The organism is Maritimibacter sp. 55A14 (assembly GCF_003122205.1).
Lineage (GTDB): Bacteria > Pseudomonadota > Alphaproteobacteria > Rhodobacterales > Rhodobacteraceae > QEYE01.
Map to the genome: position 1 here is coordinate 28,888 of NZ_QEYE01000020.1, position 25,396 is coordinate 54,283.

The 25,396-nt window shown below is 66.2% G+C and carries 25 protein-coding genes and 1 tRNA gene; 18 read left to right on the forward strand and 8 right to left on the reverse strand.

Going from position 1 to position 25,396, the window contains the following annotated elements; all coding sequences use genetic code 11:
* Positions 1-54: 54 nt before the first annotated feature.
* Both DDZ14_RS15270 and DDZ14_RS15275 read right to left on the reverse strand, forming a co-directional pair.
* Positions 55-1,206, reverse strand: a complete 1,152-nt coding sequence (locus DDZ14_RS15270) for a methyl-accepting chemotaxis protein (protein ID WP_158275542.1) — start codon at positions 1,204-1,206, stop codon at positions 55-57.
* Between the two features lie 103 nt (positions 1,207-1,309).
* Complete coding sequence (locus DDZ14_RS15275) at positions 1,310-2,071, reverse strand: alpha/beta fold hydrolase (RefSeq protein ID WP_109425847.1); 762 nt, start codon at positions 2,069-2,071, stop codon at positions 1,310-1,312.
* Between the two features lie 95 nt (positions 2,072-2,166).
* Here DDZ14_RS15275 and DDZ14_RS15280 point away from each other — a divergent pair, with 95 nt between their 5' ends.
* The 4 genes from DDZ14_RS15280 (at position 2,167) to DDZ14_RS15295 (ending at position 5,156) form a co-directional block, all read left to right on the forward strand.
* Complete coding sequence (locus DDZ14_RS15280) at positions 2,167-2,538, forward strand: hypothetical protein (protein WP_146193160.1); 372 nt, start codon at positions 2,167-2,169, stop codon at positions 2,536-2,538.
* Positions 2,539-2,796: 258 nt separating this feature from the next.
* Positions 2,797-3,765 carry an NAD(P)-dependent oxidoreductase gene (locus DDZ14_RS15285; RefSeq protein ID WP_109425849.1) on the forward strand — a complete coding sequence of 323 codons (969 nt, stop codon included), beginning with the start codon at positions 2,797-2,799 and terminating at the stop codon, positions 3,763-3,765.
* On the forward strand, positions 3,762-4,607 hold the full coding sequence (locus tag DDZ14_RS15290; protein WP_109425850.1) for a hypothetical protein: 846 nt from the start codon (positions 3,762-3,764) through the stop codon (positions 4,605-4,607). Before DDZ14_RS15285 ends, DDZ14_RS15290 begins: the two co-directional genes overlap by 4 nt.
* A 60-nt stretch (positions 4,608-4,667) precedes the next feature.
* Positions 4,668-5,156, forward strand: coding sequence for a hypothetical protein (locus DDZ14_RS15295; protein WP_109425851.1), 489 nt, complete (start codon positions 4,668-4,670; stop codon positions 5,154-5,156).
* A 24-nt stretch (positions 5,157-5,180) separates the two neighbouring features.
* Here DDZ14_RS15295 and DDZ14_RS15300 read toward each other — a convergent pair whose 3' ends face one another.
* Positions 5,181-6,611 carry a Glu/Leu/Phe/Val dehydrogenase gene (locus DDZ14_RS15300; protein ID WP_109425878.1) on the reverse strand — a complete coding sequence of 477 codons (1,431 nt, stop codon included), beginning with the start codon at positions 6,609-6,611 and terminating at the stop codon, positions 5,181-5,183.
* Between the two features lie 233 nt (positions 6,612-6,844).
* Between DDZ14_RS15300 and DDZ14_RS15305 the strand changes: the two genes are divergently transcribed.
* Genes DDZ14_RS15305 through DDZ14_RS15315 form a run of 3 tightly spaced genes read left to right on the forward strand, consistent with a single transcriptional unit; the run spans position 6,845 to position 9,800 of the window.
* Complete coding sequence (locus DDZ14_RS15305; protein ID WP_109425852.1) at positions 6,845-8,581, forward strand: TadE/TadG family type IV pilus assembly protein; 1,737 nt, start codon at positions 6,845-6,847, stop codon at positions 8,579-8,581.
* Positions 8,578-9,138, forward strand: a complete 561-nt coding sequence (locus DDZ14_RS15310) for a TadE/TadG family type IV pilus assembly protein (RefSeq protein ID WP_109425853.1) — start codon at positions 8,578-8,580, stop codon at positions 9,136-9,138. The genes DDZ14_RS15305 and DDZ14_RS15310 overlap by 4 nt, the downstream gene beginning before the upstream one ends.
* A 17-nt stretch (positions 9,139-9,155) precedes the next feature.
* Positions 9,156-9,800 carry a hypothetical protein gene (locus DDZ14_RS15315; protein WP_109425854.1) on the forward strand — a complete coding sequence of 215 codons (645 nt, stop codon included), beginning with the start codon at positions 9,156-9,158 and terminating at the stop codon, positions 9,798-9,800.
* 113 nt (positions 9,801-9,913) lie between these two features.
* Here DDZ14_RS15315 and DDZ14_RS15320 read toward each other — a convergent pair.
* Positions 9,914-9,990: transfer RNA gene (locus tag DDZ14_RS15320), tRNA-His, on the reverse strand.
* 117 nt (positions 9,991-10,107) lie between these two features.
* Between DDZ14_RS15320 and DDZ14_RS15325 the strand changes: the two genes are divergently transcribed.
* Positions 10,108-10,296, forward strand: a complete 189-nt coding sequence (locus DDZ14_RS15325; RefSeq protein ID WP_109425855.1) for a DUF6324 family protein — start codon at positions 10,108-10,110, stop codon at positions 10,294-10,296.
* Between the two features lie 10 nt (positions 10,297-10,306).
* Here the strand turns inward: DDZ14_RS15325 and DDZ14_RS15330 are convergent, their stop codons facing one another.
* Positions 10,307-10,750, reverse strand: a complete 444-nt coding sequence (locus tag DDZ14_RS15330; protein WP_109425879.1) for an MmcB family DNA repair protein — start codon at positions 10,748-10,750, stop codon at positions 10,307-10,309.
* Between the two features lie 383 nt (positions 10,751-11,133).
* On the opposite strand from DDZ14_RS15330, the gene DDZ14_RS15335 reads away from it, so the two are divergent.
* Positions 11,134-12,396, forward strand: a complete 1,263-nt coding sequence (locus tag DDZ14_RS15335; protein WP_109425856.1) for a SulP family inorganic anion transporter — start codon at positions 11,134-11,136, stop codon at positions 12,394-12,396.
* A gap of 3 nt (positions 12,397-12,399) precedes the next feature.
* On the opposite strand, the gene DDZ14_RS15340 is transcribed toward DDZ14_RS15335, so the two are convergent.
* Entirely contained in the window at positions 12,400-13,032 is a 633-nt protein-coding gene (locus DDZ14_RS15340) for a VOC family protein (RefSeq protein WP_109425857.1), read from the reverse strand.
* A gap of 79 nt (positions 13,033-13,111) precedes the next feature.
* Between DDZ14_RS15340 and DDZ14_RS15345 the strand changes: the two genes are divergently transcribed.
* The 4 genes from DDZ14_RS15345 to DDZ14_RS15360 are packed head-to-tail and all read left to right on the forward strand — an operon-like array spanning position 13,112 to position 16,568.
* A complete protein-coding gene (locus tag DDZ14_RS15345; protein WP_109425858.1) occupies positions 13,112-13,675 on the forward strand; it encodes a 5-formyltetrahydrofolate cyclo-ligase in 564 nt (187 codons plus the stop codon).
* 49 nt (positions 13,676-13,724) lie between these two features.
* Complete coding sequence (locus DDZ14_RS15350) at positions 13,725-14,537, forward strand: TIGR00282 family metallophosphoesterase (RefSeq protein ID WP_109425859.1); 813 nt, start codon at positions 13,725-13,727, stop codon at positions 14,535-14,537.
* A complete protein-coding gene (locus tag DDZ14_RS15355) occupies positions 14,534-14,773 on the forward strand; it encodes a hypothetical protein (RefSeq protein ID WP_109425860.1) in 240 nt (79 codons plus the stop codon). Before DDZ14_RS15350 ends, DDZ14_RS15355 begins: the two co-directional genes overlap by 4 nt.
* A gap of 4 nt (positions 14,774-14,777) precedes the next feature.
* Positions 14,778-16,568: an SLC13 family permease gene (locus tag DDZ14_RS15360; protein ID WP_233252607.1), complete on the forward strand. Its 1,791-nt coding sequence runs from the start codon at positions 14,778-14,780 to the stop codon at positions 16,566-16,568.
* Between the two features lie 18 nt (positions 16,569-16,586).
* Here DDZ14_RS15360 and DDZ14_RS15365 read toward each other — a convergent pair whose 3' ends face one another.
* Both DDZ14_RS15365 and DDZ14_RS15370 read right to left on the reverse strand, forming a co-directional pair.
* A complete protein-coding gene (locus DDZ14_RS15365; protein WP_109425861.1) occupies positions 16,587-16,973 on the reverse strand; it encodes a hypothetical protein in 387 nt (128 codons plus the stop codon).
* A 104-nt stretch (positions 16,974-17,077) separates the two neighbouring features.
* On the reverse strand, positions 17,078-18,856 hold the full coding sequence (locus DDZ14_RS15370; protein WP_109425862.1) for an SLC13 family permease: 1,779 nt from the start codon (positions 18,854-18,856) through the stop codon (positions 17,078-17,080).
* Positions 18,857-19,031: 175 nt separating this feature from the next.
* On the opposite strand from DDZ14_RS15370, the gene DDZ14_RS15375 reads away from it, so the two are divergent.
* From DDZ14_RS15375 to DDZ14_RS15395, 5 genes are all read left to right on the forward strand, one after another.
* A complete protein-coding gene (locus DDZ14_RS15375) occupies positions 19,032-19,781 on the forward strand; it encodes a YebC/PmpR family DNA-binding transcriptional regulator (protein WP_109425863.1) in 750 nt (249 codons plus the stop codon).
* A gap of 259 nt (positions 19,782-20,040) precedes the next feature.
* Positions 20,041-21,138 carry an ABC transporter ATP-binding protein gene (locus tag DDZ14_RS15380; protein WP_109425864.1) on the forward strand — a complete coding sequence of 366 codons (1,098 nt, stop codon included), beginning with the start codon at positions 20,041-20,043 and terminating at the stop codon, positions 21,136-21,138.
* Positions 21,139-21,253: 115 nt separating this feature from the next.
* Positions 21,254-22,363 (forward strand): extracellular solute-binding protein, encoded by a 1,110-nt coding sequence (locus tag DDZ14_RS15385; protein ID WP_109425865.1) that lies wholly within the window; start codon positions 21,254-21,256, stop codon positions 22,361-22,363.
* Between the two features lie 104 nt (positions 22,364-22,467).
* Positions 22,468-24,156, forward strand: coding sequence for an ABC transporter permease (locus tag DDZ14_RS15390; protein WP_199221357.1), 1,689 nt, complete (start codon positions 22,468-22,470; stop codon positions 24,154-24,156).
* A 5-nt stretch (positions 24,157-24,161) separates the two neighbouring features.
* Positions 24,162-25,349 carry an ABC transporter permease gene (locus tag DDZ14_RS15395; protein WP_109425867.1) on the forward strand — a complete coding sequence of 396 codons (1,188 nt, stop codon included), beginning with the start codon at positions 24,162-24,164 and terminating at the stop codon, positions 25,347-25,349.
* The last annotated feature ends 47 nt before the right edge of the window (positions 25,350-25,396 follow it).

The window sequence follows — 25,396 nt, forward strand, 5'->3', positions numbered from 1 at the left end:
CTGGGTCATGATTCCTTAGTATAACGGTTCTTCGAAAACCCGCCTTGATGCAGGTCAAGCGGGGGCCGCCGGCCGGTCGTTGAGCCGCGCGAGCAGACGCTGGCCCTCGGCGGCGAGGGTCTGCATCCGCTCTTCCAGAAGCCTCAGGTCACGGGCGGATCGGCTCAGCGCCTGCATCTGCGCGGCTGCGCGCTCCGCCGCGCCGGTGTCCACCGCGCCAGGCGCCGCCTCGGCGGAGCGGGCGGGAATGTGAGCCTCCGCATCGACCCGCCGGGCCAGCGCCGCCACCGCATCGCGCAGTGCCGCGAGGTCGGCGTCATTCGGCCCCGACGAAATCGCGGCCACATCGCGGGCCAGCGCATCTGTCTGCCGGTCCACGGCATCGCAGGCGGCGCGCATCCGGGTCGAAAGCGCGTCCATCTCCGACAGCACCCGGCCCATATCGCCTGCGATCAGGCTCAGCCGGTCCAGGAACCGGTTGAGGTCATGGGCCAGCGCGCCGAACTCGTCATCGGAACGCACCGGCGCGCGGTGCTCCAGATTGCCACCCGATCCCGCAAGCTCCGCCACCACGGCGCGCAACCCCAGGAGCGGCTCCATCCGCAAGCGCAGGAGGATCAGAAGCACGATCACGTCGAGGATGATATTGCCCATGCCGAACACGCCCGAGAGCCAGACATCCTGCCACCAGACCGCCAGATGCGTGTCGCGGTAGTTGCGCACCGTCACGCTGCCCAGCGTATCGCCGGGATCCGACGCGCTGTGGCACTGGATGCAGAACGGCTCGGCCAGGATATCGACCCGCGCCTCGTGATGCACGCCCTCCGGCCAGTCCGGCGGGATGCCGCGCGGCGTGCCGGGCACCAGCGCGCCCACCGCGCGCACCGTGTCCGGGGAGGGCGTGATCGCGATCTCCAGGCCGAACTGCGCGTGGTCGCGCTTGAGGATTGGATAGACCGTGCGCGCCGCGACAGGGCCGCCCCGGTTGAGCATGATGGCGCGCACGTCCTCGGCCAGGTTGCGTGCGGCGGCCTCGGTGCGGGCGACTTCCTGATTGTTGTAGCGCCAGAGCACGAGCGCGTAGCGGGCGCCAAGCTCCAGCGCGATGATCATCAGCAGTCCGAAGAAGAAATCCCGGATCATCCGCAGCACGAAACTGTCGTCGAAGCGATGCGGCGGGGCGGCCGTGACAGGCGGTTCGGGCATGGTGCGGGCTCGCGGTGATGACGGGGCGATCATGCCCCGTGCGGGGCGCCGCGCGCCAGCGGCCTCGCGCAGGTTTGACGGCCCGTGTGCGGGGGCCTGCGGATCAGTCCAGGAAGGCGCGGATCTCGGCCTCGAACTCGCGCGGCTTCTCGGCATGGAGCCAATGCCCCGCGCCCTCGATCCACTCCAGCTTTGCGGCCGGGAAGAGCGCGCGGATGCGATCCTCATGCGCCGCCTGCACATAGTCCGATGCACCGCCCGCCAGGAAGAGCGCAGGGCCGTCGAAGCGGCCCGCCACGTCCGGAAAGCCGATGATGGCGTCCGTCTCCGCCTCCAGCACGTCGAGATTTATCAGCCAGCGTGGACGCTCGCCCTTCAGGTCGAGCGATTGCAGCAGGAAGGCGCGCACCGGAGGCTCCGGAATCGCTTGCTCCAGCGCGGCGTCCGCGTCGCGGCGCGTGGTAACGGCATCCAGATCGAGCCCCTTCATCGCGCGGATCAGCGGCGTCTGGCTGTGGCCATATCCCACCGGCGCGATATCCGCCACGATCAGGCGAGCGACCAGTTCGGGGCGGCCCAGGGCCAGCACCATCGCCGCCTTGCCACCCATCGAATGGCCCAGCACGTCGGCGCGCCCGCCATGCGCCGCGATCACGTCGGCCAGGTCATCGGCCATCTCGGCATAGCCGTTGGTCCTGAAACGCGGGCTCTGGCCGTGGTTGCGCATGTCGACCGCGATCACCTGCCGGTCCGTGCCCAGCCGCCGCGCCAGGACGCCCCAGTTGCGAGCCGACCCGAAAAGTCCGTGCGCAATCACGAGCGGCGGCCGGTCGGAGGCGTCTCCGGTGATGACGGTGTTGAGCATGGCGGCGGTCTCCGGTCTGGCGGCCTTGTCTAAAGGCTTGCGCCGGCAATGGCCAGACGGCAGTTTGGGGCGAAACCGGCAAGGAGCGCAGGCGCATGCACCCGACCACGTTCAGAACCATGGTCTCGCGGGTCGAGGACCAGCTTTCGCGCCAACTCGGCGTGAGCGGGGGGTCGCTGAAGGCCAAGCTGCGCCGCGCCGGGCGGCGGCTGCCCCGTTCGGTGCGCAAGGCCGGCGTCTATCTGGTGGAGACGGAGGCCCGGATCGCCCATCCCAAGCACGAGCACGAGATCGACGACGCAGGCGTGGCCGCGGCCTACGAGACGATCAGCACCTACCTGAAGGGTATCGACCCGAAAGCGGAACGCTGGGGCCGGTTCATGGGCTGGTTGCGCAACTTGGCGATCAACCTGCTGATCGCGGCCGCGGCGCTGGTGGCGATTGCATGGTGGCGCGGGCTGATCTGATCCCGCACGCCAAAGTCACTGCGCGTGGCGGTGACGGGACGCATGGACATGAGGCCATCCGCTTTCGCCGCTGAACTGGGGTTGCGCATCCCGGTCGCCAAAGCAGCGGCGCGGTACAGGGTTCTGCGCGAAATTGCACAGGCGGGCCGCTATAGCCCGATTTTCCTGACGCAGGCGGACCAGCAGGGTCGCGAACGGACAACCGTCGGGCCGCGGGCGGCGCAACCATCGAAAGCGAGGCACCAAGGGGAGGCGGCCATGAAGCTCGGTTTCATCGGACTGGGCAATGTCGGCGCGAAGCTCGCTGGCAGCCTGTTGCGCAACGGCGCCGACCTGACAGTACACGATCTCGAAGGCGCGCGCGTTGCCGAGTTCGTGACGCGCGGCGCCCGCGCGGGCGAGGGTCCGGCGGCGATGATGGCGACCTGCGACACGGTGATTACCTGCCTGCCCAGCCCCGCGGCCTCCGCTGCGGTGGTCGAGGGCCCCGGCGGGCTGCTGCAGGCGATAGGGCCGGGCAAGATCTGGCTGGAGATGTCCACCACAGACGAGGCCGAGGTGAAGCGCCTGGGGGGCAAGGTCGCCGCGGCGGGCGGCGCGGCCGCCGATTGCCCGGTCTCGGGCGGCTGCCACCGCGCCGCAACCGGCAATATCTCGATATTCGCGGGCTGCGACCGCGCCACGTTCGAGCGCATTCTGCCACTTCTGACCATGATGGGACGCCGGGTGCTGCATACCGGCGATCTGGGCAGCGCATCGGTGTTGAAGGTGCTGACCAACTACCTGGCCACCGCGAACCTCATCGCCTGCACCGAGGCGTTGTCCGTGGCCGGGGGCGCGGGCATGGACCTGGCCACCGCCTATGAGGCGATCCGGATATCCTCGGGCACCAGCTTCGTGCATGAGACCGAGAGCCAGGTGATCCTGAACGGCTCGCGCGACATCTCGTTCACGATGGATCTGGTAGCCAAGGATATCGGCCTCTTCCAGGACGTGGCCGACCGCGCCGGGGTGCCGCTGGAACTCAACCCGCTGCTCATCGAGATCATCCGGGACGGCATTGCCCGCTACGGCCCGCGCGAGTTGTCGCCCAACATCATCCGCAGGCTGGAGGAGGCCACCGGCCTCGATATCCGCGCGCCGGGCTTCCCGGCGGAGATGACCGACGACGAACCCGAGGCGCCGGGATACGAGGTTGTCCCGCGCCGGCAGGAGGCTGCCGAATGAACGCCCGGATCTGGATCGACCTGGGGCGCTACCCGATCGACCTGCCCGAAAGCGCCGCCTATCGCACGATGCTGCGCGACCTGCGTGCCGAACTGGAGGAGGAGGGCTGCGCCGTCCTGCCCGGCTTTCTGACGCCCGAAGGCGTGCGCGCCGCGGTGCGGGAAACCGCGTCCGTGGCCCACCTGGCGCACCGGTCGATGAGCCGCTGTAACGCCTATTTCACCGAAGACGACGAGAGCCTGCCGCCCGAGCATCCCGTGCGACGCTTCTTCGACCGCTCCAACGCCTTCATCCCGGCCGACAATTTCGCCCCCGACGGGGTGTTGCGGCAGGTCCAGAACCATCCCGGTTTCGACAGATTCCTGCGCGAGGCGCTCGATGTGCCGAAGGCCCTGTTTCACCGTTACGCCGATCCGTTGGGCGACGTGATCGTGAACACCGCCGAGGCCGGCAACGGCTTTCCCTGGCATTTCGACACGAACCCGTTCACCGTGACGCTGGCGCTCCAGACCGCCGAGACGGGCGGCGCGTTCGAATACGTCCCGGATATCCGCAGCGACGGCGAAAATTTCGAGGCCGTGGCCGAGGTGCTGGACGGGCAGTCCGACGCGGTGCGCACGCTCGATCTCCAGCCCGGCGACCTGCAACTCTTCCGCGGGCGCCATTCCCTGCATCGCGTGACCCCGCTGGATGGCCTGCGCCCGCGCCACGTCGCGATCTACTCCTATGTCGAAGCGCCCGGCATGGTCGGCAATCCGGTCAGGGTGCGCCAGCTTTACGGCCGGGTGCTGCCGGTGCATCTGGAGCGCGCCGGGCCGCGCGCGGACGCGCTCATGGACTGAGCCCTCGACCTGCCGCGCGGGCTCCGCTATGGCTTGGCGCGCAGCGGCAGGGAGGTGCGGATGGTGTCGGAGACGATCGTGAGGCTGGGGCCTTCGCCCGCACGTCGGGTGTTCTCGCTGGCGGTGCTGGCGGTGCTGGGCTGTTTGCTGATCTATATCGGGCTGGCGCGGCCGCCGGCCGCGGCGCTGTGGCAGATCTTCCTGATCGGTCTGGGTGCGCTGGTGCTGGTGCTGACCAGCCGGATGTGGTGGGCGACCGCCGGCATGATCGAGTTGCGCGAGGACGGCCTTTACGACAGCGACGGCACGCGCATCTGCGCGATCGAGGACGTGGAGGGGGTGGAGCGCGGCATATTCGCCTTCAAGCCATCCAACGGTTTCCTGATCCGGCTCCGGCGGCGCTATCCGCGCGGCTGGGCGCCGGGGATGTGGTGGCGGCTGGGCCGCCGCGTGGGCGTGGGCGGCGTGACACCGGGGGCGCAGGGCCGGATCATGGCCGACATGCTGACGGCGCGGATCATGGAAGACGGAGGCGCGGCGCGGGACTGAGCCGCGCACCGCGCCCCTTGGCGATCAGAGACCCTTGGCCTTGTAGCTGGTGGCCACGCGGCCGATCGACACCAGATAGGCGGCCATGCGCAGGTCGGGCACGTCGTCGCGCGAGTGCCAGACCTCGCGCATCGACTGGTAGGCGGCGCGCATCGTGTCGTCGAGTCCCGAACGCACCAGCTCAAGTTCGCCAGCGCCGCGCAGGTACTTCTTCTTGAAGCCCGGCGACATCGACCAGGAGCTGCCCAGATGTTCGTCGAGACGCTGGAGCTCATTGACGATGAGCTGGTGGCGCGCCTCTTCCTGGCGGCGGCCCATCCGGCCGAAGCGGATATGGCTGAGGTTCTTGACCCATTCGAAATAGGACACGGTCACGCCGCCCGCGTTGGCGAACATGTCGGGAACGATCACGATGCCCTTCTTGCGCAGGATCTCGTCGGCGGGGGCCGTCACCGGGCCGTTGGCGGCCTCGATGATGAGATTGGCCTGTACCCGATCGGCATTGCCGATGTTGATCACACCCTCGATCGCGGCCGGGATCAGGATGTCGCATTTTTCCTCCAGCAGCTTGGAGGCATCGACGACATATTCCCCGCTGGGAAAGCCCTTGACCCCGCCGCTGCGAACGATGTGCTGATGCACATCCTCGATGTTGAGCCCCTTCTCGTCATAGAGCCCGCCGTCGCGCTCGATGATGCCGGTTATCTTGGCGCCGTCCTCCTCGGACAAGAACTTCGCTGCGTGGTAGCCCACATTGCCCAGCCCCTGCACGATCACCCGCTTGCCGTCGAGCGAGCCCGAGAGATTTGCGGCCTTCACGTCCTCGGGGTGGCGGAAGAATTCCTGCAGCGCGAATTGCACGCCGCGTCCGGTGGCCTCGACCCGGCCCTGGATGCCGCCGGCATGGGGCGGCTTGCCGGTCACGCAGGCCCGCGAATTGATGTCGGTCGTGTTCATCCGCGCATACTGGTCGGCCATCCAGGCCATCTCGCGCTCGCCCGTACCCATGTCGGGGGCGGGAACGTTCTGGCTGGGATTGATCAGGTCGCGCTTGGCAAGTTCGTAGGTGAACCGCCGCGTGATCATTTCCAGCTCGTGCTCCTCGTATTCGCGCGGGTCGATGCACAACCCGCCCTTGGATCCGCCGAAGGGCGTCTCCACGAGCGCGCATTTGTAGGTCATCAGGGCGGCGAGCGCCTCCACCTCGTCCTGGTTGACGCCCAGCGAGTAGCGGATGCCGCCCTTCACGGGCTCCATATGCTCGGAATGCACGGCGCGATAGCCTGTCAGGGTCTTGATCTGGCCGCGCAGCCTGACGCCGAACCGGACGGTGTAGGTGGAGTTGCAGACGCGTATCTTTTCTTCCAGCCCCGGGGGGAGGTCCATCAGCGCGACCGCGCGGTTGAACATGAGGTCGACTGACTCGCGGAATGTTGGTTCAGGTCTGTTAAGCACTTTCGTCTCCCCGATTTCCTTGTTGTTTATAATGCTGACTGTACTCAGCTTTTGTCCTGTGTCGATCACCAACCGCGAAAATTTTCGGCGAAAATATCAATTTTTCGGGCTTTCCTGCCTTATTTTCGCCACGCATCCCGTTCCAAATCACGGTGGTGGAAACTGCGCGCGGAATCTGTCCCGCGGCAGGGGTGAGTAAATTAACCGGGCAGGGCCCGGGAGAGAGGTGGAATATGACCTGGTATGGGAAGTTCAATGCCGGCATTTCGGGCGGAGCCCCGCGTTCGCGAGCGACGCCTGCGTCATTCGCGGCGGATCAGGGCGGCTCCCTGACCATCTTCACATTCTATGCGATGGTCATCATGCTCTTCGTGGGCGGCATGGCTTACGACATCATGCGGTTCGAGGCCGAACGGGTACGCACCCAGGCCGCGATGGACCGTTCGGTGCTGGCCGCCGCGTCGCTGACGCAGGTGCTGCCTGCGCAGGACGTGGTGGAAAGCTATTTCGAGGTGGCCGGCCTGGACAAGACCAGCGTGACGGTATCCGAGGATGGCGACGGGATCACCAGCAGCGTCGTCAACATCTCCAGCGAGACGCGCGTGCCGACGCGCTTCCTTCGGCTCATGGACTATTCCCTGACCATGGGCGCCTTCGGCAAGCGTTTCGAGAACAGCAAGGGCGTTTTCGAACTCGCCTCCGGCATGGCCGCGGGCGCGACCGAGAACATTCCTCAGCTTGAAATTTCGCTCGTGCTCGACGCGTCGGGCTCGATGGGTTGGAACCAGCGCCTCAAGAACATGCAGGCAGCGGCCAAGGAATTTTCCTGGCACATGCTGTGCGATCCGGGCTCGGATCTAAACAGCAACGGCAACTGCTCGGTCACGCCGGGCCTGGTGTCGATCTCGCTGGTGCCGTTCTCCGAACAGGTCAATGCCGGGCCGTATCTTCTCGATGGCATCGACGATCCCAACCTGACGAGCTACGACATTACCGACGAGCATGACTATTCGCATTGCCTCAACTTCACGGAGGCGGATTTCAACACCACCAACCTGGCCGCGTCTACGGATATTAACCGCACCGGGCATTTTGACCCGTGGAACACGTATAGCACCACGGTCGGGAACTGGGCCTGCCGCACGGAGACCTGGCGCTACATCCGCCCGTTCGTGGCACACCATTCGAACCTGAACTATCTCATCAACAACCTGCGGGCCGGTGGCAACACGTCCATCGACATAGGCATGAAATGGGGCACGGCGCTGCTGGATCCCGAACTGCGGGACATGATCTCCGACCTTTCGGAGGTCGCGCGTGTCGGCGGTGCCCCGGCGGTGGAGCCGGATTTCCCCGAGAACCGTCCACTGGATTTCGATGATCCGGAAGCGGTCAAGATCGTGGTCCTGATGTCGGATGGCGAGAACACGACCCAGCACGAGTTGAAGCCGGATTTCCGGTCGGGCCCGTCGGAATTCTGGAAGAGCGTCGAGGCCGACAACGACAATACGGATAAAGACGGCGACTTTTACGTCGTCTACAATGCCGGACGCGACCAGTACTATTATCCGGAGTATGGCGGCTACGCCGACAGCCCTTACTACCGCCGGATCTGTAACGGAGGTTGCAATTTCGAGGAGCGTCCCGACCAGGTCTCGCAGATGAGCTACCCGGCACTCTGGGCCGAGGTGAACACCGACTATTTCGAGGACTTCTCCTTCCTGCCGCGGGTCTGGGACGGGCATGGCAACTGGGAAAAGAACCAGCGCCTGAACGCTGTCTGCACCCAGGCCAAGCAGGCCGGGATCATCGTCTTCACCGTCGGCTTCGAGGCCCCGAACAACGGCCGGACCGCGCTGCGGAACTGCGCCAGCTCGATCAACCACTACTACGATGCCGAAGGGCGCTCGATCTCCGACGCGTTCAACAACATCGCGCTGGCGATCAACAACCTGAGGCTCACGCAATGATCGGCGTCGCGCTCACATCCGTTCGCCGGAAGTTCCGCGAGCTCGTGCGGCGCGACGACGGAGTTGCCACCTTCGAGTTCGTGCTGCTCTTCCCGCTCTTCGTGGGCGTGATGGTCTCGGGCGCGGAATCGGGCCTCCTGCTGACGCGCTACGCCATGCTCGAGCGGTCGCTCGACATGGCGGTGCGCACCATCCGGCTCTCCAGCGGAAACCCGGTGGACCCGGATGTCATCCGCCAGGAGATATGCGACACCGCCACCGTGTTCGAGGACTGCATGAACAACCTCACGGTGGAGATGACGCGCGTCTACGACTCCACCACCGACACCTGGGCTTTCCCGGCCAACGGTGTGGTCTGCGTGGACCGCGACGAAAACGCCGAGCCGGTGGTGCAGTTCCAGCAAGGCGCGGCAAACGAGGTGATGTTTGTGCGTGCCTGCGTGGTGGTCGATCTGATCTTTCCCACGGCCTGGCTCGGCGGGTCGCTCGTCAAGGACCCGAACGGCAATTTCCAGGTCGTCGCCAAATCGGCCTTCGCCATCGAGCCGGACGTATAGGAGCAAGGGAGACAGGCATGTATCGAAAATCCCTGACATATCTGCGCTGGTTCGCATTTGAGACACGCGGCATCATGGCCGTGGAAGCCGCGCTCATGATGCCGGTTCTGGCCTTTTTCTACATGGCCCTTTACACTTGGTTCGACGCGCAGAAAAACTATGGTCAGTCGCTGAAGGCCAGCTATACGGTCAGCGACATCATTGCGCGCCACCGCCAGGCGATGACGCCGGAATTCATCGACGGGCTCGACACCGCGCTCAACGCGCTCGACACCACGCCGGGCGACCCCTGGCTGCGCGTCTCGCTGGTGACCTATAACAAGCAAAAGGCGCCGAATTATTTCGTGCTGTGGTCCTATGCGTCGGACGGCAACGATCCGCTGACCCAGCAGCAGGTGGTCGACATGCAACCCGAAGAGATCCCGGCGATGAGCGACGACGACATCGTGCTGTTGACCGAAACCTTCATCACCTACGAGCCGATCTTCAATCTCGGCTTCGATCTGGGCTACTGGAAGACGCCGGAATTCGGCAACCAGACCTGGGACATCAAGTTCGCCACGCGGCCGCGTTTCGTCAGCCAGATGGCCTGCCCGACCTGTCCCGGCGTCAACAATGACGGCAGTTTCGATCCCACGGTGGATATGGGCGACGAACACTGACAGCGTGTTGACGCTTACGAACGGTCAAAGGCCCGCCCCGGTGGCGGGCCTTTTCACGTCCGGGCCAGGCGGCCGGGCGCCGTCGCCGGACGTCGAATTTCGGGAAGTGGAGGTGGTACCGCCTCCCCGGCTTGAACGGGGGACCTCTGGATCCACAATCCAGCGCTCTAACCAACTGAGCTAAGGCGGCACGTGGAAGGCGATGTAGCGTCCGGCGCGCCGGAATGCAAGCGTTTCGGGCGCTCCGTGGCGCTTGAATCCGGGCGATATTCGCTGTACCGGACGGGCTGGAACAGGAGGCGCAATCATGGGCATCGACAAAGAGAGCGATATCGCCGCGAATCTGCAGATCGGCCCGACCACGCTGGGGATGGTGCGCCTCTATGTGGAGGCCGAGGGGCTGGAATTGCCGCTCGATTTCGACCCCGATGAGGCCGAGGAGATCGCCGAGGAACTGCGCGCCGCGGCAGCCAGCGCCCGCAAGCTGGCGAAGTAGCGCCCGCGCCTCAGACCGCCTGACCCGGTTTCGGGTCCGTGAAGCGTCGTAGCCTGTGCGCCGCGTCGCGCGCGAATTTCCGGATGAGCGCGCTGCGCCGGGCGCCCGGCAGGCGGCTCTCCGGTCCCATGCGCAGGATCTCGGCATCATAGGGATCGGCCAGGATCAGCCCGGTCTCCGGAGGCAGGAGCGTCTGCGGAAACTCCGCATCGACCGCCCAGAAAAACCGGTCGCAGAATTCCAGATAGCCCTGCCACTTGGCGTCCGACAGGTAGTCCGCGCGCGAGGACTTGCACTCGATCACCCAGATCTCGCCTTTCGGTCCCAACGCCATCACATCGACGCGAAGCCCCGGCGCGGGACAGAACTCCTCCAGCCCCTGGAAATCGAGGCTGCGCAGATGGCGGCAGGTACCGCGGGCCAGAAGCTGACCGGGCTGCGAGGGATCGGACATGGTGGCAATCTGGAACATTCAGTGAACAGGCGCAAGGGCGCAGATTTGTGACCGGCCGCGGCGTCACGACACTTGCCAGCGCGCCCGGAGCGGCATAGCTGTGGCAATGGCGGGTTCTGCCCTTCCCGTGAAAGGTCCAATTCCAGTGGCCTTAATCCTTTCCGAGGGAGCTGGCTCTGTCGGGGCCGTGGCCTCGTTACCTGGCGCCCACCTGTGTATACAGGCTCTCGGGAATTCGTCACCTCCACGGTCGTGGTGGGCCCGCCGCACCGAGTGATAAACGAAACCGCGCGCCGCCCGGCCGCTCCGACCGCGCCGGGCGGCGTTCGCCTGTCGTGGGATCCTGTGTCCGGTGCGCGCAAAGCCTGTAAGACACGCCTGCAATGCGCCCCAAGATTTTAACCACGATCCGCACCTACTCGCGCCCCCTCTTCCTGGCCGACCTGCTGGCCGGGCTGACCGTCGCGATGGTTGCCCTTCCGCTGAGTCTGGCCATCGCCATCGCCTCGGGTGCGCCGCCCCAGACCGGGCTCGTCACCGCAATCGTGGCGGGCTTCCTGATCTCGGCGCTGGGTGGCAGCCGGGTGCAGATCGGCGGCCCGACCGGCGCTTTCATTGTGGTCGTCTTCGGGGTGATCGCCGAACATGGCTATGACGGTCTGGTGCTGGCGACCTTCATGGCCGGCCTGCTGCTGCTGGCCGCCGGGGCGTTGCGGCTGGGCAACCTGGTGCGGCACGTACCGGAGGCAGTGGTCAACGGCTTCACCATCGGGATCGCGATCATCATTGGTGCCAGCCAGATCAAGGATCTGGCCGGCCTGAAGTTTGCCGCGCAGCCCGCCGACTTCCTGGAGACGCTTCCCGCGCTCTGGCATGCGCGCGGCACGCTGAATGTTCCGGCGCTTGCCGTGGGTCTGGCCACGATACTGCTGATCGTGGCTCTGCGCCGCGCCGCACCACGGCTGCCGGGGCTGATCCTGGCCGTCGCGCTGGGCTCCGCCGCGGTGGCGCTGCTGGCGCTGCCGGTGGATACGATCGCCAGCCGCTTCGGCGCGCTGCCTGACCGGCTGCCGTGGCCGGCGCTGCCCGTCCTTTCGCTGGACCGGGTGCTGGAACTGTTGCCCTCGGCGCTGGTGATCGCCTTTCTGGCGGGCGTCGAGTCGCTTCTCTCGGCGATGGTGGCCGACCGGATGATCGGCGGTGCCTACCGCCCCAATGCCGAGGTGCTGGCCCAGGGCGCGGCCAATATCGGATCGAGCCTCTTCGGGGGGCTGCCGGCCACCGGCGCCATCGCGCGTACCGCCACCAATGTGCGCGCTGGCGGGCGCACGCCGGTTGCGGGGATGGTGCATGCGGTGGCGATCCTTGCCGTGATGATGGCGGCCGCCCCGCTCGCGGGCCGCATGGCGATGCCGGCGCTGGCCGGGCTGCTGATGGTGACTGCCTGGAACATGAGCGAACCGCACAAGTGGCGGAGCTACATGGCCGAACGCGTCTCCGACAGGCTTCTGCTGCTGGTCACGCTGGTGCTGACGGTGCTGACCGACCTGACCGTCGCGATCGGGGTGGGGGTGGCGCTGGGTCTCGCGCTGCGCCTGCGGCGCCGCGAGGTGCCGCCGGCCAAGTGGCATACGCCCGAGCGCTAAGGCTCAGCGCAACTCGCGCTGCCCGCCGGGCACGGTGATCTGCGCGGTCAGCCGAAAGAGCGGGGCCTGGCGTACCTGGATACGCCGGTCGTCCATGTTCTGCATCAGCCAGTTGGACAGGACCGGGGCCTGCGGCGTCTCGATCTGGAGTTGCCTGAGCCTTGCATGGAGATCGACCATCATGCCGGCGGGGTGGTCGATATCGGGCCATTCGATCAGCGTCGGGAAGGCGCCGTCCATCGGCAGGCTGCCATCGTCGCGGACCGCGATGCGCCAGCGCAGGTCGTCGCGCGACATCTCGATCGCGCGCCCCAGGTCGAGCGGCGCTGCGGCGATCGCGGCGTCCAGGTCGCCCACCCGCACGACCCAGGTCGCCAGCCGCGCCGGCCGTCGCTGGTCCAGCGCGAACCAGCGCGCCCGGCCCGGCGGCGGGGCGGCGGGGTCCGGCGCGATCACCTCCAGATATTCCGCGTCGCCCAGCGCCATCAGGTGGTTGTGGGTGGCCATCGCGGGATGCGCGCCGCCCTGCGGCAGCAGTAGCCCAAGCCCCGAATGGCAATGCGCGAGCCCCGCGGCCAGATCGGGCGCCGTCACGGCGAGATGGTCCAGCCTGACGGTGAAATGTCGGTTTTGCATGGCAAATGTCCGGGCCGAAGTGGCGAAGCTGTTGCCGGCAGTGTAGCAGGGTGCAGGGCTGCGCCAAAGGGAGGATGCGATGGACGAGGTGGCGACTGACAAGCAGATGGCCCGCAAGGCCGCCTATGCCCGGCGAAAACCCGCTCATGGAACGGGGCTGGACGCGGCCGCACGGGAAAACCTGCTGGCCCTGCTGCGTAGGCACCCGGCGCAGGTGATCGCCGGCTACATGAAAATCCGGACCGAGATCGACCCGCTGCCGGTGATGGCGGAGCTGGCCGCGGAGGGCCGCAGGCTCTGCGTGCCGGTGATCGTGGGGGAGGGGCTCCCGCTGGCCTTCCGCGAGTGGACACCGGGTTCCGCGTTGGTGGACGGCCCGTTCGGGGCGGTGGTGCCGGAGACTGGCGACTGGCTGGAGCCAGAGGCGCTGATCGTGCCGATGCTGGCCTTCGACCGGCGCGGCTTTCGCCTGGGCTATGGCGGCGGCTTCTACGACCGCACGCTGGAGCGGCTGCGCGCGGTGCGCGCCACGCTGGCGGTCGGTTTCGCCTATGGCGCGCAGGAAACCGCGGCGGTGCCGACTGAGCCCACCGATGAGCGGCTCGACGCGGTGGTGACGGAGGACGGCGTGATCCGCTTCTGATGCGCCACCGCGCTTGCCCGCCGCTGCCCGAGCGCATAGGGAAGACCGTATGAGGATACTCTTTCTTGGCGATGTGATGGGGCGCGCGGGGCGCGCGGCCGTCACCGGGAACCTGCCGCAACTGCGGCGCGACTGGCGGCTGGATTTCGTCGTGGTCAACGGCGAGAACGCAACCGGCGGGGCGGGGCTTTCGCCGGCCCATGCGAAACTGCTGCTGGAGGCCGGGGCCGATTGCGTGACGCTGGGCGATCACGCCTTCGACCAGAAGGACATGCTGCGCTTCGTCGAGGAGGAGCCACGCATCCTGCGCCCGCTCAACTTCGCCAAGGGCGCGCCGGGCAAGGGCGCGCGGGTATACGCCGCCACCGGCGGGCGCAAGGTGCTGGTGGCGCAGGCGCTGGGCCGGGTCTTCATGAAGCGGCCCTTCGACGATCCGTTCTCGGCGCTGGAGCCGGTGCTCAAGGCGCACCCGCCGGGCGGTGCTGTCCAGGCGGCGCTGGTGGACATCCATTGCGAGGCCACGTCGGAGAAGATGGCAATGGGCCACTGGTGCGACGGGCGGGCGAGCTTGGTCGTGGGCACCCATACCCACGTACCGACCAGCGATGCGCAGATCCTGCCGGGCGGCACCGGTTACCTGACCGATGCGGGGATGTGCGGCGACTACAATTCGGTCATCGGCATGGACAAGGCCGAGCCGCTGCGCCGCTTCATCACCGGGATGGGGCGCGAACGCTTCACGCCTGCAATGGGCGAGGCCACGCTTTCGGGCGTCTATGTGGAAACCGACGACCGGACGGGGCGCGCAACCCGCATCGAGATGGTCCGGCAGGGTGGCCGGCTGCAGGAGGCCGGCGTGTGAGCGCGCGGCTTGCGCCGGTCCCGCTCCTGACGGCGTTGGGCGCGGGCTCGGGCGTAACCGTGCTGCTGGCCAGGATCGCTGGCGCGGGTGGCTATCTGCATCTCGGCACCATCCAGCGGCCGCTCGTGATCGGGGTGGTGCGCGCCGGGCTCCGGCTCGTGCAACCGCTGCCCAAAGAGGCGCTTGCGGCCCCCGTTGCCGTCGGTAAGGATGGCGCCGACAGGCAGGGGGTGTGACCCGATGGCGGATTTTCTGGCGGCGATGCCGGGGATGGGGATGGCCCATCCGGTAATCGCGATCCTGATCGTGCTGGGCATGTTCGCGATGTTCCTGCGCGAGGTCTACCCGGTCGAAGTCGTGGCGATGGCGGGCGCGGTCGTGATGCTGCTGACCGGCATTCTGCCCTTTGACGCCGCGCTCTCGGTCTTTGCCAACCCCGCACCCTGGACCATCGCGATGATGTTCATCGTGATGGGGGCGATGACGCGAACCGGCGCGCTCGACAGTTTCACCGCGATGACCCAGACCATGACCGAGAGGAACCCGGCGATGGGGCTGGGCATTCTTCTGGGCTTCGTGGTCGTGGCCTCGGCCTTCATGAACAACACGCCGGTCGTGGTTATGATGATCCCCGTCTTCGTGCGGCTGGCCAGCCGGCTGGGGCTTCCGGTCTCCAAGCTGCTGATCCCGCTGAGTTATGCGGCGATCCTGGGCGGCATGACGACGTTGATCGGCACCTCGACCAACCTGCTGGTGGACGGTGTGGCGCGCGAACAGGGGCTGGAGGCGTTCTCGATCTTCGAAGTCACGCCGCTGGCGCTGGTCCTGGTGGCCTGGGGGCTGATCTATCTGCGGGTCATCGGCCGCCGCCTGCTGCCCGCGCGCGATTCCATGGCCGATCTGCTATCGGACCGCAGCCGGATGAAATTCTTCACCGAGGTGGCGGTGCCCGAGGGGTCGGAACTGATTGACCAGCCCGTGCGTGACGTGGATCTCTTCAAGCGCGACGGCGTGCGGCTGATCGACGTGCTGCGCGGCGATGCCTCGTTGCGGCGCGACCTCGCCGCCGTCACCCTGGAGGCGGGCGACCGCGTGGTGCTGCGCACCGAAATGTCGGAACTTCTGGGCCTGCAACAGTCCAAGCAGCTGCGCATGGTCGACAAGCTCTCCTCGGTGCAGACCACGACGGTCGAGGCGCTGATCTCGCCGGGCTGCCGGATGATCGGCCGTTCGCTGGGTTCGCTGCGGCTGCGGCGGCGCTATGGCGTCTATCCGCTGGCGGTGCATCGGCGGAACCAGAATATCGGTCGCCAGCTCGACGACCTGGTGGTGCGGGTGGGGGACACGCTGCTCCTGGAAGGCACGCCCGAGGATATCCGCCGCCTTTCCGCGGACATGGAGATGGTGGACATCTCCCAGCCCGCGGCGCGCGCCTACCGGCGCAGCCATGCGCCGCTGGTGGTGGGCGCGCTGGCCGCCATCGTCGGGCTGGCCGCCTTCGACGCGGCGCCGATCCTCTATCTCGCGGTGGTCGCGGTGGCGGCGTTGCTGCTGACGCGCTGCATCGACGCGGAGGAGGCGTTTTCGGTCGTGGACGGGCGGCTGATGGTGCTGATCTTCGCCATGCTCGCGGTCGGCGCGGGGCTGGAGGCCTCGGGCGCGCTGCGGATGATCGTGGACGCGGTCAGCCCGCATCTGTTGGGCCTGCCGCCCTTCCTGCTGATATGGGCGGTCTATCTGCTAACTTCGGTGCTGACGGAACTGGTGACCAACAACGCCGTGGCCGTGGTGCTGACGCCGCTTGCCATCGGCCTGGCGCATGCGCTGGGCGTCGAGCCGCGTGCATTGGTCGTGGCGGTGATGCTGGCCGCCTCGACAAGCTTCGCCACCCCCATCGGCTATCAGACCAACACGCTGGTCTACGGTCCCGGTGGCTACCGGTTCACGGATTTCCTGAAGATCGGGGTGCCGCTCAACCTGTCGATGGGCCTTCTGGCGAGCCTGCTGGTGCCGGTCTTCTGGCCTTTGTGACGGGGCGGGAACGCGGGGTTATTTCAGCGAGGCGTCGAATTGCAGCACACTGCGTTCGTCTTCCGGGCTGGGCGAGACCGAGATCTTGGCGTTGCCGATGCCGGGGCCGGAAAACTCGATCTGCTGCATTTCCACCGCCTCGGGCTGGTTCTTGACCTCGTAGCCTGCGCCCATGAGCGCCGTGCGCCAGCCTTCCAGAAGCGCGCCGACGTCCTGACCGGTGGCGAAGGAGAAGATCCGCGCGGAGGAGCCGATGGCCCGGTCGGTCAGCACTTCCATGTCCTCGGGCAGCGAGATTTCCGCCGGTATCCAGTCCTGCGCCTTCTGCGCCCACAAAAAGCCTGCCGACAGGATCAGAAGCAGCGCCGCGAGCGGGCCGATACCGGCTTGCCTGATTTCAGTCATCACAGCCCTCCAACCTTGTGACCCGACTGACGTAGGCCAGAGCCGCGCGTTTCGCAAGGCGGCGGCGCCGGTTTCGGCGATCTCGCGCCGGCGGGACCGGGCGCTCAGAGCGGCCAGAAGACCAGGATCGCGGGGACCGATACGGCGACGACCAGAATCTCCAGCGGCAGGCCCATCCGCCAGTAATCGGCGAAATTGTAGCCGCCCGGGCCCAGGATCAGCGTGTTGTTCTTGTGCCCGATCGGGGTAAGGAAGGCACAACTCGCGGCCACTGCCACGGCCATCAGGAACGGGTCGGGATCGGCCCCCAGGTTGTCGGCCATCTGAATGGCGACCGGGGCGGCGACGATCGCGGTGGCGGTGTTGTTGAGCACATCCGAGAGCGTCATCGTCACCGCCATCAGCAGCGCCAGCACCGCCCAGGCCGGCAACCCGCCTGCCAGATCGGTCAGCGCGCCGGCGATCAGGGCCGTGCCGCCGGCCTCGTCCAGCGCCGTTCCCAGCGGGATCATCGAGCCCAGAAGCACCACCACCGGCCATTCCACATGGGTGTAGACCTCCGAGAGCGGAATGATCCGCGTGAGCGTGTAAAGCGCGACCACGATCCCCAGCGCCACCGGCAGGTAGATCAGCCCGAAACTGGCCGCGGCCACCGCGGCGGCGAAAATGCCGATGGCGACCCAGGTCATGCTGTCCTGCGTGACCGCCAGGCCGCGATGCGCCAACGGCAGGCAACCCAGCCAGTGCGTCACGTCCTCCTCGGCCTCCGCCGGGGTCAGAAGCAGCAGGATGTCGCCGGGCTGGATTACGGTCTTGCGCACCTGCTTGGTGATCTTGCGGCCGTGGCGGGAAATGCCCATCAGGATGGTGGAGCGCCGCCAGGACAGGCCGATGGATTGCGCCGTCTTGCCGGCGATGCGTGCCTGTTCGGGGACCACGACTTCCAGCAGTTCCAGCCCCTCGCCGGCGGCGTCCAGTTTCTCCTGCCGGGAGGCGTCGGAGAAGTTGAGCGAGAGCGTCGTGCGGAACTCGTCCAGCGCGTCGGGGCGTCCGTCCAGGACCAGCGCGTCGCCGGCCCGGATCGCGGTGTTGCGCGAGGTGCCGTAGCGGCGCTTGCCGTCGCGGATCAGCCCAATGATCGCGACATCCGCGCCCTCGGCCTCGGCATAGAGTTCATAGACCTTGCTGCCGATGATCCCGGAATCCTCGGGCACCGTCAGCTCGGCGACGTAGCGCGCTGTCTCCAGCAGCGACTCGCCCGCGCTCTCGCTCTCGCGCTGCGGGATTAGCCGCCAGCCCAGCAGCGCCACGAAAACCAGCCCCGCCAGCGCCGTGACCGCGCCCACCGGCGCGAAGTCGAACATCGCGAAGGAAGCGCCCAGCGCATCCTCGCGGATCGAGGCGACGATGATGTTGGGCGGCGTGCCGATCAGCGTGACCATGCCGCCCAGGATGGTCGCGAAGGAGAGCGGCATCAGGCTGAGCCCGACGTTTCGTTTGGCCTTGCGGGCGGTCTGGATGTCCACAGGCATCAGCAGCGCCAGCGCCGCGACATTGTTCATGAAGCCCGAAAGTACCGCGCCCACGCCGCCCATGATCGCGATATGTCCGCCCAGGCTGCGGCTGCTGTCCACCATCGTACGGGTGATCAGATGCACCGCGCCCGACCGTGCCAGCCCGGCGGAGACCACGAGCACCAGCGCCACGATGATCGTCGCGGGATGGCCGAAGCCCTCGAAGGCGCGGTCGGCGGGCACCACACCCGCGACCACGCCTGAAAGCAGCGCCGCGAAGGCCACGAGGTCGTAGCGCCAGCGGCCCCAGAGCAACAGCCCGAAGACCGCGCCGAAGAGAACGAAGAGGATGATCTGGTCGTTCGTCATGGCCAGAGCCTAGGAAGCCGGAGGGGCGAGGGCCAGCGGAAAAGCGGCGGGCGGGGAAGCGGCGCCGCGGCCGCCGTTCCGGCGCGGACGCGATCCTGGCGCGAAACCCCTTGGAATTTCCCGCCACGGCACGGTAAGACAGGCGCGATCATGAATTCAACACGTGGAGTCACGGATGGCAGGCCATTCCAAATGGGCGAATATCCAGCACCGCAAGGGGCGTCAGGATGCCGCGCGGTCAAAGCTGTTCTCGAAACTGTCCAAGGAAATCACCGTGGCCGCCAAGATGGGCGACCCGGATCCCGAGAAGAACCCGCGCCTTCGCCTTGCCGTCAAGGACGCCAAGACGAACTCGGTGCCCAAGGACGTCATCGAGAGGGCGATCAAGAAATCCCAGGGCGGCGATGCCGAGACCTATGACGAGATCCGCTATGAAGGCTATGGCCCCGGCGGCGTGGCGGTGATCGTCGAGGCGATGACCGACAACCGCAACCGGACCGCCTCCAACGTCCGTTCGACCTTTACCAAGAACGGCGGGAACCTGGGCGAGACCGGCTCGGTCGCCTTCATGTTCGATCGCAAGGGACAGATCACCTACGGGCCGGAGGCCGGCGATGCCGATACCGTCATGATGGCGGCGATCGAGGCCGGGGCCGAGGATGTCGAGAGCGGCGAGGACGGCCATGTGATCTGGTGCGCGGATACCGATCTCAACGACGTGTCCACCGCGCTGGAGGCCGATCTGGGCGAGAGCGACTCGACCAGGCTGGTCTGGAAGCCCACCACCACGACCGAGCTTGACCTGGAGGGCGCGCAGAAACTCATGAAGCTCATCGACGCGCTGGAAGACGACGACGACGTGCAGACGGTCACTGCGAATTTCGAGATTTCCGACGAGGTGATGGAGGAACTGGGCGCGGCGTGATCGGGCGGCGAACGAGATGCGCAACCGGAGCGCGCCGGGCGCTCCCGTCAGGGGCGAGCGAGCCCTGCGCAAAGCCACTTGAAGTTCAGAGGATGCCCCCCAAACCCGCAGAATCGCCGTTTTTCGCGCCTGATGCTAAGCTCAGCAAGTTACACGTTGATCTTGGGGAAAACCATGCTACCGTTTCGACGGAATCGGGCCTAGAACCCGCGAAAACCATGCCGCGCAAGTGGCTTGAAACAACAGAGGGGATGTTTGCTTGACGAATGCGTCTGAGAACGGATTCGTGGTCTTCGACCGCGTCCAGAAGAGTTACGACGGCGAAACACTGGTGGTCAAAGACCTCAATCTGAGTGTCGGACGGGGCGAGTTCCTGACGATGCTGGGGCCATCGGGATCGGGCAAGACGACATGCCTGATGATGTTGGCCGGGTTCGAGACGGCCACGCATGGCGACATCCTTCTCGGCGGCAAGCCAATCAACAACATCCCGCCGCACAAGCGCGGCATCGGCATGGTGTTCCAGAACTACGCGCTCTTCCCGCACATGACGATCGCCGAGAACCTGTCCTTTCCGCTGGAAGTGCGCAAGATCGGCAAGTCCGAGCGCGAGGAGAAGGTCACGCGCGCGCTGGGCATGGTGCAGATGGAAACCTTCGGGGGCCGCCGCCCCGCACAGCTTTCGGGCGGCCAGCAGCAACGTGTGGCGCTGGCCCGCGCGCTGGTCTTCGAGCCCGAACTGGTGCTGATGGACGAGCCGCTTGGCGCGCTCGACAAGCAGCTTCGCGAACACATGCAGTTCGAGATCACCAACCTGGCGCATGAGCTGGGCATCACCACGGTCTACGTCACCCACGACCAGACCGAAGCGCTGACCATGTCCGACAACGTGGCGGTGTTCGACGATGGCCGCATCCAGCAGCTCGCGGCGCCCGACAAGCTCTACGAGGAGCCCGAGAACAGCTTCGTGGCGCAGTTCATCGGCGAGAACAACACGATGCTGGGCACCATCCAGTCGGTCGAGAACGGCGTTGCGGTGGTCCAGCTCGACAGCGGCGATCTGATCGACACCAAGCCGATCAACGTCTCGAAACCGGGCGAGCGGACCCGCGTCTCGATCCGTCCGGAGCGTGTGGAATTCAACAAGGACCGGCTGCACGCGGACGCGCACACGCTCAAGGCGGAGGTGGTCGAGTTCATCTATATGGGCGACATATTCCGCACCAAGCTCAAGGTGGCGGGCTTGGACGATTTCATCATCAAGACCCGCAACGCCCCCGATCAGCGCCGCCTGCAGCCCGGCGAGATGATCGAGATCGGCTGGATGCCTGAGGATTGCCGCGCACTCGATGCGTGAGCGTGAGGCATCCGCGAATTCGCACCCTTGCGGTGCGGTGAGCCTGAGGTTCCGGTTGTTTCACCCGTGACACGGAACCCCGATACCCAAAACGGGATGACTTAGGGAGTATTAGATGAGACGTATGACAACCCTTCTGGCGACGAGCGCGCTTGCGGTCACCGCCAGTGCCACCTTCGCACAGGAAATGGCCGACAGCATGACGCTGGTCTCCTGGGGCGGCGCCTATCAGGCGAGCCAGAGGAACGCCTATGCCGAGCCCTACAAGGAGATGCATCCCGGCCTCGAAGTGGTCTGGGACGAAAGCTCCAACGAGGCCGTGGCCAAGCTGCGCGCGATGAACGAAGCCGGCAACGTGACCTGGGATCTCGTGGATGTCGTGGCCTCCGACGCCATGCGCCTCTGCGACGAGGGCCTGGCGATGGAATACGATCCGGACGAGCTTCTGGCCCCGGCGCCGGACGGCACACCGGCCTCCGAGGATTTCGGCGACCTGATCGTGTCGGACTGCTTCATCCCGCAGATCGTCTATTCGACCACCTTCGGCTACCGCACCGACATGGTCGGCGACACACCGCCGGATGACATCTGCGACGTGTTCGACCTGGAAGCCTATCCGGGTAAGCGCAGCCTGGAGAAGCGCCCGATCAACAACATGGAATGGGCGCTGCTGTGCTCCGGTGTCGCCAAGGAAGACATCTATGACGTGCTGGAGACCGAGGAAGGCCAGAACCAGGCTTTCGCCAAGCTCGACACCATAAAGGATCAGGTGATCTGGTGGTCGGCCGGCGCCGACACGCCGCAGCTTCTGGCCGATGGCGAGGTCGTCATGGGCTCGACCTATAACGGCCGTCTCTTCTCGGTGATCGAGGAGCAGGACCAGCCGGTTGCGATGCTGTGGGACGCGCAGGTGTTCGACCTGGACGGCTGGATCATTCCCGCCGGTCTTCCGGCCGACCGTCTGGCCCGCGTCAAGGACTTCGTGAAGTTCGCGACCGACACCCAGCGTCTGGCCGATCAGGCGGCTTACATCTCCTACGGCCCGGCCCGTCAGTCCTCGGCGCCGCTCGTCGGTGAGCATGCGGAACTGGGCATCGACATGGCCCCGCACATGCCGACCGATCCGGACAACGCCCAGAACACCTTCCTCTACAACTACGAATGGTGGGCGGATTACCGCGACGATCTGGATGCGAAATTCCAGGCGTGGCTGGCCAAGGGCTGATTGCCCGCGCGACATGACGGAGGGGGCCCTGACGGGCCCTCTCACCCCAAGACATTCGTTATGACCTTTCCGACCAAAACGATAACAAGACCGACGGGGACAACATGAGCGACGCAAGCACTTCCATGAGCGACGCAAGCACTGCCGGCCCGATGCTGGCCGCCGATGGCACGCCGCTTAAGCGCAGCCTGCGCAAGGCGCTCCGGCGCGAAAAGATGCGCGCGCTCATGCTGATCGCACCGCTTCTGTTCTTCATCCTCCTCACCTTCATCGCGCCGATCGCGGACATGCTCTTCCGGTCGGTGGAAAACCAGATCGTCTCCAACACCCTGCCGCGCACCGTGATCGCGCTGGACGATTGGGACGGCCAGGAAGAACCGGGCGAAAAGGTCTACCAGGCGCTCTATTTCGACCTTTTCGTGGCCGCGGAGGCCAAGGAACACACCAAGCTGGGCACGCGCCTCAATTACGAGGAGACCGGCATCTCGTCACTCTTCCGCACCACGGGCCGGCGCAGCGACGATATCGGCGAGGCCTATCAGGACGTGTTCGAGGATGTGGATCCGCGCTTCAAGGAAGCCGGGTTCTGGTACGACATGATGACCGCCGGTGGCGGTGAGCCGGACACGGCGCTGATGTCGGAGCGGCTGGGCACCATGAACCGGCTGATCGCCGATCTGGCCTCTGGCGATATCGGTTTCGCACCCGCGGCCGAGATCTCGGCGCTGCTTCCCAAGACCGCCGAAGCCTACACCGACTTCGCGATCTTCACGGCGCTCGCGGACGGGGACGTGGTCGCCGAGGAGGACCCCTGGGAGGCCGTCTATGCCGCGCTTGGTGTCGATCTGGCGAATGCCGAGACCCGCGACGCGGTGCAGGTCTATGAAGGGCCGGGCGCGGACGCGCTGCGCGCCGCGGCCGCGGCGGCGGACCAACTGCCGGCCGGCGGGTTCAAATCCGCCTTCCTCGATGTCGATGAGGACTGGGCCAGCCAGGGCGTCTGGGAGACGATCAAGACCTATTCAGCGTCCTACACGCCGGGTTATTTCCTGAACTCAGTGGACCTGGAGCTTTCGGCGGACGGCATCTCGCCCCGCGACGAGGACCAGCAGATCTACATCCTGCTCTTCAAGCGCACGATCTTCATGTCGCTGACCATCATGTTCAGCTGCATCCTGCTGGGCTATCCGATCGCCTGGCTTCTGGCCAACCTGCCGGTGCGGACGTCCAACCTGCTGCTGATCCTGGTGCTGCTGCCGTTCTGGACCTCGCTGCTGGTGCGAACCTCGGCCTGGAAGGTGCTATTGCAGCAACAAGGTGTGATCAACGACATCCTGGTATGGAGCGGGATCGTAGACGATGCGAACCGGCTGGTGATGATCAACAACCAGTTCGGCACGATCGTGGCGATGACCCACATCCTGCTGCCCTTCATGATCCTGCCGCTCTATTCGGTCATGCAAACCATCCCGCCCAGCTATCTGCGCGCGGCCAAGAGCCTGGGAGCGACGAACTGGACCGCCTTCTGGCGGGTCTACTTCCCGCAATCGGTGCCGGGGATCGGCGCGGGCAGCATCCTCGTCTTCATCCTGTCCATCGGCTACTACATCACGCCGGAGCTCGTTGGCGGCACAACGGGGACGTTCATCTCCAACCGGATCGCCTATCACATCTCCAGTTCGCTGAATTGGGGTCTGGCGGCGGCGCTGGGCTCGATCCTGCTGGCGGCAGTGCTGATCCTTTACTGGGCCTATGACAAGATCGTGGGCATCGACAACGTGAAACTGGGGTAATCAAGATGAGCAGCATCGACCTTCCAAGCACCCCGAAGCCCAGCCTGACGCGCTTTGTCCTGCCCATCGTGACCGGCGCAGGCGCGCTTTTCGGCCTGCTGACCGGCTCGGCCATGGACTCGCCCTCGCCGGGGCTGGTCATAGGCGCCGTGGTGGGCGCTGCGCTGGCCTATGCCCTGGTCAGTTTCATGCCCAGCCGGCGCGCCGGGCGCTGGGCGGCGGTGGCCCTGTTCGCGGTGATCGGCCTGTTGGTCGGCGGGCTGCCCGGGATCGTCGCCGGCGCCGCTATAGGCGGGGTGATGGGCTGGATCACATATTGGCTCAGCACCGGCGACTATCGCAACACGGTTCCGATCTATTACACCGCGCCGCAGGTGCTCTGGCACAATACATACCTGTTCATCTGCGGCCTGATCTTCTTCTTTCTGATCGCGCCGATCGTCACGATCCTGCCGCTCAGCTTCAATGCCGAGATGTTCTTCACCTTCACGCCGAAGATGCTGGCGCTGGACCCGGAAGGCTATTCGCTGAGGCACTACCGCGACTTCTTCTCCAACCCCGACTGGCAGCAGGCGCTGGCCAACTCGGTGAAGATCGCGCCGCTGGCGACGCTTCTGTCGGTGAGCTTCGGGACCCTCGCCGCGATCGGCCTCAGCCAGGAACATGTGCCGTTCCGCCGTCCGATCATGGCGATCCTGATCTCGCCGATGATCGTGCCGCTGATCATCTCGGCGGCGGGGATGTATTTCTTCTATTCCCGCATCGGCTTGCAGGGCACCTATTGGGGCGTGGTGCTGGCACACGCGGCGCTGGGCATCCCCTTCGTCATCATCACGGTGACGGCGACGCTGGTGGGCTTTGACCGGTCGCTCACGCGGGCCGCGGCCAATATGGGCGCCGATCCGGTGACCACCTTCTTCCGCATCCAGATGCCGCTCATCCTGCCCGGCGTGATCTCCGGCGGGCTCTTCGCCTTCATCACCTCCTTTGACGAGGTGGTGGTCGTGCTCTTCGTGGGCTCGGCGGGGCAGAAGACGCTGCCCTGGCAGATGTTCACCGGCCTGCGCGAGCAGATTAGCCCGACGATCCTGGCGGTGGCCGCGATCCTGGTGGCGATCTCGATCTGCCTTCTGACCGTGGTCGAAATGCTGCGCCGCCGGTCCGAGCGTCTGCGGGGCATGAGCCCGGCCTGACCGCGCCGCACCGCTGCAATCCCGAAACGCCCCCGCCGCAAGGCCGG

Bases quoted from the DNA above. Each gene is read 5' to 3' on its own strand.
- DDZ14_RS15335 (WP_109425856.1), top strand. From the start codon at position 11,134: ATGCGCCCCAAGATTTTAACCACGATCCGCACCTACTCGCGCCCCCTC.
- DDZ14_RS15375 (WP_109425863.1), top strand. From the start codon at position 19,032: ATGGCAGGCCATTCCAAATGGGCGAATATCCAGCACCGCAAGGGGCGT.
- DDZ14_RS15310 (WP_109425853.1), top strand. From the start codon at position 8,578: ATGATCGGCGTCGCGCTCACATCCGTTCGCCGGAAGTTCCGCGAGCTC.
- DDZ14_RS15360 (WP_233252607.1), top strand. From the start codon at position 14,778: ATGGCGGATTTTCTGGCGGCGATGCCGGGGATGGGGATGGCCCATCCG.
- DDZ14_RS15290 (WP_109425850.1), top strand. From the start codon at position 3,762: ATGAACGCCCGGATCTGGATCGACCTGGGGCGCTACCCGATCGACCTG.
- DDZ14_RS15305 (WP_109425852.1), top strand. From the start codon at position 6,845: ATGACCTGGTATGGGAAGTTCAATGCCGGCATTTCGGGCGGAGCCCCG.
- DDZ14_RS15285 (WP_109425849.1), top strand. From the start codon at position 2,797: ATGAAGCTCGGTTTCATCGGACTGGGCAATGTCGGCGCGAAGCTCGCT.
- DDZ14_RS15370 (WP_109425862.1), bottom strand. From the start codon at position 18,856: ATGACGAACGACCAGATCATCCTCTTCGTTCTCTTCGGCGCGGTCTTC.
- DDZ14_RS15315 (WP_109425854.1), top strand. From the start codon at position 9,156: ATGTATCGAAAATCCCTGACATATCTGCGCTGGTTCGCATTTGAGACA.
- DDZ14_RS15270 (WP_158275542.1), bottom strand. From the start codon at position 1,206: ATGCCCGAACCGCCTGTCACGGCCGCCCCGCCGCATCGCTTCGACGAC.
- DDZ14_RS15395 (WP_109425867.1), top strand. From the start codon at position 24,162: ATGAGCAGCATCGACCTTCCAAGCACCCCGAAGCCCAGCCTGACGCGC.
- DDZ14_RS15350 (WP_109425859.1), top strand. From the start codon at position 13,725: ATGAGGATACTCTTTCTTGGCGATGTGATGGGGCGCGCGGGGCGCGCG.
- DDZ14_RS15390 (WP_199221357.1), top strand. From the start codon at position 22,468: ATGAGCGACGCAAGCACTTCCATGAGCGACGCAAGCACTGCCGGCCCG.
- DDZ14_RS15365 (WP_109425861.1), bottom strand. From the start codon at position 16,973: ATGACTGAAATCAGGCAAGCCGGTATCGGCCCGCTCGCGGCGCTGCTT.
- DDZ14_RS15280 (WP_146193160.1), top strand. From the start codon at position 2,167: ATGCACCCGACCACGTTCAGAACCATGGTCTCGCGGGTCGAGGACCAG.
- DDZ14_RS15295 (WP_109425851.1), top strand. From the start codon at position 4,668: ATGGTGTCGGAGACGATCGTGAGGCTGGGGCCTTCGCCCGCACGTCGG.
- DDZ14_RS15340 (WP_109425857.1), bottom strand. From the start codon at position 13,032: ATGCAAAACCGACATTTCACCGTCAGGCTGGACCATCTCGCCGTGACG.
- DDZ14_RS15345 (WP_109425858.1), top strand. From the start codon at position 13,112: ATGGACGAGGTGGCGACTGACAAGCAGATGGCCCGCAAGGCCGCCTAT.
- DDZ14_RS15325 (WP_109425855.1), top strand. From the start codon at position 10,108: ATGGGCATCGACAAAGAGAGCGATATCGCCGCGAATCTGCAGATCGGC.
- DDZ14_RS15275 (WP_109425847.1), bottom strand. From the start codon at position 2,071: ATGCTCAACACCGTCATCACCGGAGACGCCTCCGACCGGCCGCCGCTC.
- DDZ14_RS15385 (WP_109425865.1), top strand. From the start codon at position 21,254: ATGAGACGTATGACAACCCTTCTGGCGACGAGCGCGCTTGCGGTCACC.
- DDZ14_RS15330 (WP_109425879.1), bottom strand. From the start codon at position 10,750: ATGTCCGATCCCTCGCAGCCCGGTCAGCTTCTGGCCCGCGGTACCTGC.